Here is a 7,854-nt window from a genome sequence, read left to right as displayed (position 1 = left end):
AGTTACTTATGGCAATGAATATTTGCGCCACAACCTAAGTTTCCAACGTTGGTTAGAACATGCCATTTTTGACCGACATTGCTTTCAGTTTCGTGATCTAAATAGCCAACATTTACTGGCTCAGCATTTTCAAGTGTGGCTTGAAGCCTTAAAAAAACAAGGCGTCAAACAGCTCAGTCTGCATAGCTCAACATTGCTAGCAGATGAAAAGAACCCCAACCCAAATATTGAACTGCTTGCGACCCCACATATTATTGTGAGCCATCAAGCACAGCAAAAAACAGCTTGGATTTTCGGTAAAGAACTGGCTGAGTGGTACAGCGCTGAACACGATTTTATAGTTCCAAAGGCACAACAAAGCTCAATCCGTAGCGAAAATTTATGGCGTTTTGAACTGAATCATAAACTCAGCAAACGCATTGAAGCGGACTTACAAACGCCGAAATGGGATGAAATCGAAAACTTTACCGAAAAAGAACTCTTTAGTGCACCATTTGCACAAGGTTTCGTCGAACCCGAGACGGTAGACTTACCTTACTATGGACAACAAGATGCCACAGATACAGCCCACCGTCTCGCACTTTTACCGACAGACTACGCTGCTGATTATGCACATCAAACGCTGTATCGTTTAGATGCCCTATCAGCATTGATCCAAACCAAGATTCAACATCCTTACAGTGCAGAAGGCCAAGTGCTCACGCCAGATGAGCAATTGAACCTACGTCATTTTGAGCAAAAGCTTGATGATTTAAGTACAAAGTTCATCGTGAAAGTAGCCAATCACTATCAAACCGCGCAGCTCACAGCCAAAGACACGACTACACCACTGGATGCTCACAATCATTCAACGCCTAAATTGAATACAATAGAGACCAAGCATCATGAAACACACCATAAATCAGGAAAAACTGGGGTGTTTGCTTTAATTGTGATTACACTTTTAATTTGCGTATTGGGCTATTACTTTGGGTTATAATCCCCGCTAATATAAAAAGCGCCAAACTTATCCGTGGGCGCTTTTTTATTTCACCACACTGAATCATGCTGTAATTAAATAATTAAAAGGCCGGATCTTAATTTGTATTTTATGTTCATCGGCATGTTGATTAATATAATGATTGACTGAAACCACCTCGCCTTCTAGCTCTGCATCAGGCCCATACATAATTTTGACCGACTCCCCTTTCCTTGGAACCATTTGTAACTCTACAGCAATACTGCCTTGTCCCATCCCTGTAATCTCTACAAGCATATCCTGCTCCTTTTCTTTTTAGTCTTTTTATTTATTAGGCATCGAGCACCTTTGAGATTAAAGCAGTTTTATGTAACTAAAGCTTAATGGTTCGCCTTGATCGCTGAGTAGGCACTGCTCTTTTTCGATTTAAACGTTATGCTTTTCAATAGCCAACTGGTCTAAAAAACGACTCACCTGTTTTGGTGTCTTTAAATGAATCCACTTTATATGCTGATATTCGGGCATCTGCATCATGTTTAAATATTTTTTTCTATTTTTAGCATGGGTTTTCACCATCCACCAAATGATTGAATCACGACCAAACATACGCAAGAGGCTTTCACGATTATTGGAGTTTTCCCATAAATCTTGTTGCGCCCATGCACGTTGAACAGCACGTTTCACAGAACGATACAGATTGACTGGAAATGGTAAGTCCAACCAAATAACCGTATCAATTTCCGCCCATTTCACAGGAATGGCTCGGGTATAGTTACCATCAATGACATAACCTTGTGTCGCTTTTTGTGTTTCAGACTCAATTTTGGCAAAAAATACTTCATCTGGACATTCCTGCCAATCATCCAACCAAAATAAGTTATCTAATTCAATATAATGCAAGCCTAGCTTCTCAGCCAAAGCTCTGGAAAAGGTCGATTTGCCCGTGGCTGATGTACCAACTACGTTTATTCTTTTCATTGTTGTATCCAATTCCAATCCAAGCTTTTTCGCTATACATCATCATGGTTGTATCACACGCTAATGTCTAGTCTATGATTTGCTTTGATGCATCCCGCTCAAATCACATAATCATAATATCCAACGCTCACCCGCCCGATGGAATATTTTTAGTTTTTGATGAATACCTATAACGCTCTAATTTTGAAACATCAAAACTCTCAATGGGATTAAAAGAATAGGCAATAAAAAAGACCGCTAAAAAGCGGTCTTTTTTTAAGTCTTAAAGACTTATGCAGCTAATGCATCTTTAGCTTTAGAAGCTAAAGCAGCAAATGCAACTGCGTCATGCATAGCGATGTCAGCAAGTACGCGACGGTCGATAATCACTTGAGCTTTTTTCAAGCCAGCGATCATACGGCTGTACGATAAACCATTTAGACGAGCACCAGCATTAATACGCGCAATCCATAGAGCACGGAATTGACGTTTTTTCTGACGACGGTCACGGTAAGCGTATTGACCCGCTTTGATTACTGCTTGGAACGCTACGCGATATACGCGTGAACGAGCGCCGTAGTAACCTTTAGCACGAGCAAGAATTTTTTTATGACGGCGATGAGCCTGTACACCACGTTTTACACGAGCCATTTATAATCTCCTTAGATGTATGGGCACATACGACGAACTGAAGCAACGTCACTCACGTGAACCATTACACAGCCGCGTAATTGACGAATACGCTTAGCAGATTTTTTGGTCAAAATGTGGCGTTTGAACGCTTGTTTACGCTTGAAACCGTTTGCAGTCGCTTTGAAACGCTTAGCTGCACCACGGCGAGTTTTCATCTTAGGCATAACAACCTCTTTTGAACACCTGTTCGGAACGTTTGCACCATTGCAAAACGACCTGCAGGTAAGGGAGCGAATATTCTAATCGAATTTTGTCTAAAACAAAAGCAAATAATCAACAATAAAAGTAAGCTTAGTCTATTTCCCGATAAGCTTTAAGCGATGAATTTATAAACACACGCACATCCAAGCCGTATAATGCCTCATCCATCTAATATTGTATCCTTATGAACGTCAAACAGGATGCGTTTGCTGCGCTCCGCTATCGAGACTTCTCGATTGTTACACTCAATCAATTTTGCCTGACGCTTGCCATTTTAATTCAGGAAATTATTGTGGCGTACTCCTTGTACACCCTCACTAAAGATCCACTGACTCTAGGTTTAATTGGTTTAGCAGAAGCAATCCCCTTTATTGCACTTTCCTTATGGGGTGGTTATTTTGCGGATCGTTTTAATAAACAAAGTATCATGAAAATCTGCTTATTCTGTGCCATTCCACTACCCTTGGTTTTATGGGGGTTATTTCATGCTTATAGCTTAAAGCAAATTGAACTCTCCACCCTGTCATGGGGTGTTTATGCCGTGATCTTTGGTCTAGGAACGATTCGAGGTTTCTATAATCCATCTGCAACATCACTCAAACCCTTTTTAATTCCACGAGACATTTATGCCAACGGCGCCACATGGACCACCATTGGTTGGCAAAGTGGGGTGATTATTGGCCCGATGCTGGGTGGGTTGATGTTGGCTTTTTTAGGTCGTGAAACCAGTTTAATCAGTGTAGCAGTGCTACTTGGTCTGTGCTTTTTACTCATCAATCTTTTAAGTAAACGCACGTTTCCTAAAATTGAAACAGAACATGTGCTGCAAAGCCTAGGTGAAGGCTTTCGCTTTATTGCTAAAACTAAAATCGTCCTTTGGGCCATCTCACTCGACTTAGTCTCGGTACTGTTCGGTGGTGTGATTGCTTTACTCCCTATCTTTGCTGAAGATATTTTAAAAATTGGTCCAGAAGGATTAGGCTATTTACGTGCAGCACCGTCAATTGGTGCGCTTATCACCATGATTGCGCTGACTCGTTTTCCACCCACCCGACATGCTTGGCGCAATATGCTACTTGCTGTTGCAGGTTTTGGGCTATTTACACTTTTGTTTGCTTACTCAAACTCCTTATGGCTGTCTTTGTTTGCTCTGGCTATGACAGGGGCTTGCGACAGTATTTCAGTGGTAATCCGTCAGACCATTTTACAAATTTATCCTCCTGAGAATATGCGAGGTCGTGTTGCGGCAGTAAACGGTATGTTTGTATCGAGTAGTAATGAATTAGGGGCATTTGAGTCAGGTCTTGCAGCTAAATATTTAGGTCCTGTGATTGCAACAGTTTTTGGCGGCAGCATGACCTTATTGGTGGTCGCACTGAGTTGGGCTAAAACCAAAGACTTATTTGGCGTCGACATTACTCAAGCCGAGCAGAAATAGTTTTTAATTTAACAATATAACTTGCGAGTCTTTTCAATTCAGGAAATACTCGCAACCATTATTTAAGTCATACGCACTGGATGCGTTATAAAAGAAATTGATCATATGAAACCACTCTTATTGCTTGCATTATCAACATTGCCCGTTCATTTAAGCCATGCAGCTCAGCCACCATTAGAACTCACCATTCAAAAAAGTTCAGCTCAATCAGCACATTTGACCACGCGTATTCAATGGGTCGATTTTCCCAAACCCCAATATAAAAATAGCGATTTAAATCAGCAAAACCGTGCAGCGATTATTCGTATCTATGCAGATGAAACAGGCGATGTGACCAAAGCCACCGTACAGGAAAGTACTGGGCTCAAAGCTTTGGATGAAAAGTTGGTGAATGCTGTGCTTCAAGCCAAAGTAAAACCTTTTGTTGAAGATGATACTGCTTCTGCCGTCATTGGTTATCAAGTTTTTAATTTAAAACTAACGCCAGATGACGCCGAAGCATGTAACTACACCTTTGACTCTAAGAACTGGCTTGCGCAACAACAGCAACAAAAAGTGCCTTTTCAATATCAGGCTCAACCTACGCTTGCGCTAGATTCAACGCAGTTGAATGGTCATGACCGTCAAATTAAATTTAGCTTTAAAGCCGATAAACACGGTAACATTAAGAAGCCCAAAATTACCAAAGGTTCAGGTATTTACGAGCTTGATCAACAAGTTTTACAAGCCGTTGCAAATAGCAAAGTCAGTGTTAAACGCACAGCAAGCACATTGTGGCTCTATAAAAAATCTAAATTTAAAGATGTGATTGAATTTGACCTTGAGTCTTGTCACTAAAATCTAAAAGGACACGAGTTTTCGATAGCTCGTGTCCTGACTTCTTACAAACCTAAAAACCATTAAAAATCTGTTGGTCAATGACAGCATTTGAAGACCGATTAGAATTGACTAAACATCCAATACACAAAAAGATAACGCCCTATTTTTGCAATGCTCACCATCAATAAGAAACGAACAAAGTTTTCTTTGAGCAATCCTGCAATCAGAGTAATCGGATCACCAATGATGGGCACCCAACTAAGCAATAAAGACCAAAAACCATATTTTTGATAAATGCCCTGTGCCTGCAACATCTTTTGCTCTGAGACTGGAAACCATTTTTTGTTTTTGTATTGCTCAACTTTAAGACCCAGCCACCAATTGACACAACTACCTAGAACATTGCCTAAACTGGCGACAGCCACTAGTAACCAAACTGGATACTGCGTCTGAGCCAACAATCCCACCAAGACTGCCTCTGACTGTAACGGTAGCAGTGTCGCAGCTCCAAAAGCAGAAAGGAAAAGCAGTCCTAAGGTCCACATCATTTTATGATTTTAAACCCAGTTTTTTCTTGGTTGAGTTATAGGTGTAGCCTGACCAGACCAATGTTAAAATCAACAAAAACCAACGTGACCATGAATACTTATCGGCAATCGGTTCAATTGCAGCACGGAGTACCGCCTGATCTTTGGTATTGAGCAGTTCAATGATTTTTTGAATGTGTACCGCTTCAGCTACAAAAAGCATCAAACATCCAGCAATCCCCACAATAATACTGAGATAGATTTTAGGATTCGCTTCAATAATGCGGGTTAAATTGAGGAAAAACTCTTTTTTCATTACGCTGATGTCCAAACAACTTTCAACAAAAAAGCCACCCACCGGTGGCTTTAAAGAATGGCTTATACCTTGAAGGCACTAAGCTTAACACAATTCAAGTCATTACTTTTGTACCTAATTAACTCGAATCGCCAGTGCTCGTTGTACTGCAGGGCGTGCTTGAATACGCTCCATATAAGCTTTGACATTAGGATAATCATTTAAATCAATTTGTTGCCATTCATAACGCAAAATCCATGGGAAAATCGCCATGTCTGCAATTGAATACTCTCCTGCCACATAATCTTGCCCAAAAAGTTGCTTGTCTAATACAGCATATAGACGTTTGGTTTCATTAACATAGCGTTCAGTTGCATAGGCAATACGTTCAGGAGCAAATTTACTAAAATGATGGTTCTGTCCAAGCATAGGGCCAAAACCACCCATTTGCCACATTAACCATTGCTCAACTTCAACACGGAACTGCTCATCCCGTGGATAAAACTGCCCTGTTTTACGCCCTAAATACTGCAGAATTGCTCCTGACTCAAACACCGAAATAGCTTCACCTTTGGGGCCATCTTGATCCACAATCGCAGGAATTTTATTGTTAGGTGAAATACGAAGAAAATCAGGTTGAAATTGGTCATTTTCTAAAATATTAATGGGAAAGACTTGATACTCCAAACCCATTTCTTCTAATGCGATGCTAATTTTATGTCCGTTGGGTGTTCCCCAATAGTACAAATCAATCATTCTTATTTCCTAAGTTTATTCGCTTATTTTAGATACACGATATCATAATTAAACGTGATTATTTTTATGTAATTTTATATATTATTTAGCACATATTTGAATAAAAACCACCCAACAAAATGAATAAAATCATTGATATTCCAAGCCCGATCAATTTAAAAGACCCGCTTGAAGCGACTCAATGGGCAAAAGAAGCGAATATTAAACGTCCTTACCGGTTAGAGTTCTTCAAACACTATATTTCACAAATTCTAAGCCACCCAAAGCCTGATGTTCGTATTTTAGAACTAGGTTCAGGGCCAGGTTTCTTGGCATATGAACTTCTAGATAGACGCCCCAATATCAATTATACCGCCGTCGATTTTTCAGTAGCCATGCATAGCTTAGCCAAACAACGTTTAGCTACTATTGCTTATACGTCTGTAGATTTCATCATCGCTGATTTTAAACAGCAGGACTGGTATACCGCCCTTCTTAATCAACGCTTTGATTATGTTGTCATTCATCAGGCTTTACATGAACTTCGCCATAAAGCATATACCAACGATTTTCATAAAAGCATTGCGCAACATGTAATTCAGCCTAATGGTACATATTTCATCACTGACCATCTTGCTGAACCCGATGGACAGATGGGTAATCGAGAATTATATATGAATAAACATGAACACATTGAGAGCCTAAAGAATAGTGGCTTTGGTAATGTTGAAATTGCACTTGAAATAGATGGCTTATGTGCTTTTCAAGTTACTTTATAGCTAGATTAGATGCAGTTTATTAAAAATGGTTCATCGTTAGGTAATAAAAAAGCACTGCATAGGCAGTGCTTTTTTTAATCAATAGATTATTACTTTTTCTTTTTAGGACCAAGCAACATACCCATTTGACGACCTTCCATTTTCGGTGCTTGTTCTACAACACCCACTTCAACCACATCTGCTTCAACTTTTTGTAATTGAGCCAAACCAAGTTGTTGGTGTGCCATTTCACGACCACGGAAACGAAGGGTAATTTTTACTTTGTTGCCTTCTTCAAGGAACTTAGTGATTGCACGTAGTTTTACGTTGTAATCACCAACATCAGTACCCGGGCGGAGTTTGATTTCTTTCACCTGTACTTGATGCTGTTTTTTCTTCGCTTCTTTCTGCTTTTGCTTTAGATCAAACAAATGCTTGTTGAAGTCCATGATTTTACAAACAGGCGGTTCAGC

General features: G+C 40.0%; 12 protein-coding genes. 4 read left to right on the top strand and 8 right to left on the bottom strand.

Going from position 1 to position 7,854, the window contains the following annotated elements; translation table 11 throughout:
• Positions 1 to 979, top strand: a 979-nt coding sequence (locus B4F08_RS02630; RefSeq protein ID WP_291372996.1) for a hypothetical protein, incomplete at its 5' end; no start/stop codon positions are given.
• 63 nt (positions 980 to 1,042) lie between these two features.
• Here the strand turns inward: B4F08_RS02630 and B4F08_RS02625 are convergent.
• The 4 genes from B4F08_RS02625 to rpmI form a co-directional block, all read right to left on the bottom strand.
• Positions 1,043 to 1,255 carry a KOW motif-containing protein gene (locus tag B4F08_RS02625; RefSeq protein WP_291372994.1) on the bottom strand — a complete coding sequence of 71 codons (213 nt, stop codon included), beginning with the start codon at positions 1,253 to 1,255 and terminating at the stop codon, positions 1,043 to 1,045.
• Positions 1,256 to 1,384: 129 nt separating this feature from the next.
• Positions 1,385 to 1,936: an adenylate kinase gene (locus tag B4F08_RS02620; RefSeq protein ID WP_291372992.1), complete on the bottom strand. Its 552-nt coding sequence runs from the start codon at positions 1,934 to 1,936 to the stop codon at positions 1,385 to 1,387.
• Positions 1,937 to 2,206: 270 nt separating this feature from the next.
• Positions 2,207 to 2,566 (bottom strand): 50S ribosomal protein L20, encoded by a 360-nt coding sequence (gene rplT / locus B4F08_RS02615; RefSeq protein WP_004692276.1) that lies wholly within the window; start codon positions 2,564 to 2,566, stop codon positions 2,207 to 2,209.
• 11 nt (positions 2,567 to 2,577) lie between these two features.
• The gene (gene rpmI, locus B4F08_RS02610) at positions 2,578 to 2,772 is read right to left on the bottom strand and encodes a 50S ribosomal protein L35 (RefSeq protein WP_004278281.1); all 195 of its coding nucleotides are present in this window, start codon (positions 2,770 to 2,772) and stop codon (positions 2,578 to 2,580) included.
• 221 nt (positions 2,773 to 2,993) lie between these two features.
• Between rpmI and B4F08_RS02605 the strand changes: the two genes are divergently transcribed.
• Together B4F08_RS02605 and B4F08_RS02600 are read left to right on the top strand one after the other, a co-directional pair.
• A complete protein-coding gene (locus B4F08_RS02605; protein WP_291372983.1) occupies positions 2,994 to 4,247 on the top strand; it encodes an MFS transporter in 1,254 nt (417 codons plus the stop codon).
• A 105-nt stretch (positions 4,248 to 4,352) separates the two neighbouring features.
• Entirely contained in the window at positions 4,353 to 5,084 is a 732-nt protein-coding gene (locus tag B4F08_RS02600) for an energy transducer TonB (RefSeq protein ID WP_086209840.1), read from the top strand.
• Positions 5,085 to 5,185: 101 nt separating this feature from the next.
• Here B4F08_RS02600 and B4F08_RS02595 read toward each other — a convergent pair whose 3' ends face one another.
• The 3 genes from B4F08_RS02595 to B4F08_RS02585 all read right to left on the bottom strand — a co-directional run bounded on the left by B4F08_RS02595 (position 5,186) and on the right by B4F08_RS02585 (position 6,644).
• Entirely contained in the window at positions 5,186 to 5,614 is a 429-nt protein-coding gene (locus tag B4F08_RS02595; RefSeq protein WP_086209841.1) for a YqaA family protein, read from the bottom strand.
• A gap of 1 nt (position 5,615) precedes the next feature.
• Positions 5,616 to 5,909, bottom strand: a complete 294-nt coding sequence (locus B4F08_RS02590; protein ID WP_086210013.1) for a hypothetical protein — start codon at positions 5,907 to 5,909, stop codon at positions 5,616 to 5,618.
• A 114-nt stretch (positions 5,910 to 6,023) separates the two neighbouring features.
• Complete coding sequence (locus B4F08_RS02585; RefSeq protein WP_110975526.1) at positions 6,024 to 6,644, bottom strand: glutathione binding-like protein; 621 nt, start codon at positions 6,642 to 6,644, stop codon at positions 6,024 to 6,026.
• Positions 6,645 to 6,763: 119 nt separating this feature from the next.
• Here B4F08_RS02585 and B4F08_RS02580 point away from each other — a divergent pair, with 119 nt between their 5' ends.
• Positions 6,764 to 7,402, top strand: coding sequence for a class I SAM-dependent methyltransferase (locus B4F08_RS02580; RefSeq protein WP_119064918.1), 639 nt, complete (start codon positions 6,764 to 6,766; stop codon positions 7,400 to 7,402).
• A gap of 89 nt (positions 7,403 to 7,491) precedes the next feature.
• Here the strand turns inward: B4F08_RS02580 and infC are convergent.
• A partial coding sequence (infC, locus tag B4F08_RS02575) for a translation initiation factor IF-3 (RefSeq protein WP_291372976.1) occupies positions 7,492 to 7,854 on the bottom strand: 363 nt, incomplete at its 5' end.

The organism is Acinetobacter sp. UBA6720 (assembly GCF_002454215.1).
GTDB lineage: Bacteria > Pseudomonadota > Gammaproteobacteria > Pseudomonadales > Moraxellaceae > Acinetobacter.
Note: the sequence above shows the minus strand (reverse complement) of the source record. Positions and strands in the feature narration are given on the sequence as shown.

What these genes read in the sequence shown, in the direction of transcription:
- B4F08_RS02620 (WP_291372992.1), bottom strand. Translation starts at nt 1,936, where the DNA reads ATGAAAAGAATAAACGTAGTTGGTACATCAGCCACGGGCAAATCGACC.
- B4F08_RS02585 (WP_110975526.1), bottom strand. Translation starts at nt 6,644, where the DNA reads ATGATTGATTTGTACTATTGGGGAACACCCAACGGACATAAAATTAGC.
- B4F08_RS02625 (WP_291372994.1), bottom strand. Translation starts at nt 1,255, where the DNA reads ATGCTTGTAGAGATTACAGGGATGGGACAAGGCAGTATTGCTGTAGAG.
- rplT (WP_004692276.1), bottom strand. Translation starts at nt 2,566, where the DNA reads ATGGCTCGTGTAAAACGTGGTGTACAGGCTCATCGCCGTCATAAAAAA.
- B4F08_RS02595 (WP_086209841.1), bottom strand. Translation starts at nt 5,614, where the DNA reads ATGATGTGGACCTTAGGACTGCTTTTCCTTTCTGCTTTTGGAGCTGCG.
- rpmI (WP_004278281.1), bottom strand. Translation starts at nt 2,772, where the DNA reads ATGCCTAAGATGAAAACTCGCCGTGGTGCAGCTAAGCGTTTCAAAGCG.
- B4F08_RS02600 (WP_086209840.1), top strand. Translation starts at nt 4,353, where the DNA reads ATGAAACCACTCTTATTGCTTGCATTATCAACATTGCCCGTTCATTTA.
- B4F08_RS02580 (WP_119064918.1), top strand. Translation starts at nt 6,764, where the DNA reads ATGAATAAAATCATTGATATTCCAAGCCCGATCAATTTAAAAGACCCG.
- B4F08_RS02590 (WP_086210013.1), bottom strand. Translation starts at nt 5,909, where the DNA reads ATGAAAAAAGAGTTTTTCCTCAATTTAACCCGCATTATTGAAGCGAAT.
- B4F08_RS02605 (WP_291372983.1), top strand. Translation starts at nt 2,994, where the DNA reads ATGAACGTCAAACAGGATGCGTTTGCTGCGCTCCGCTATCGAGACTTC.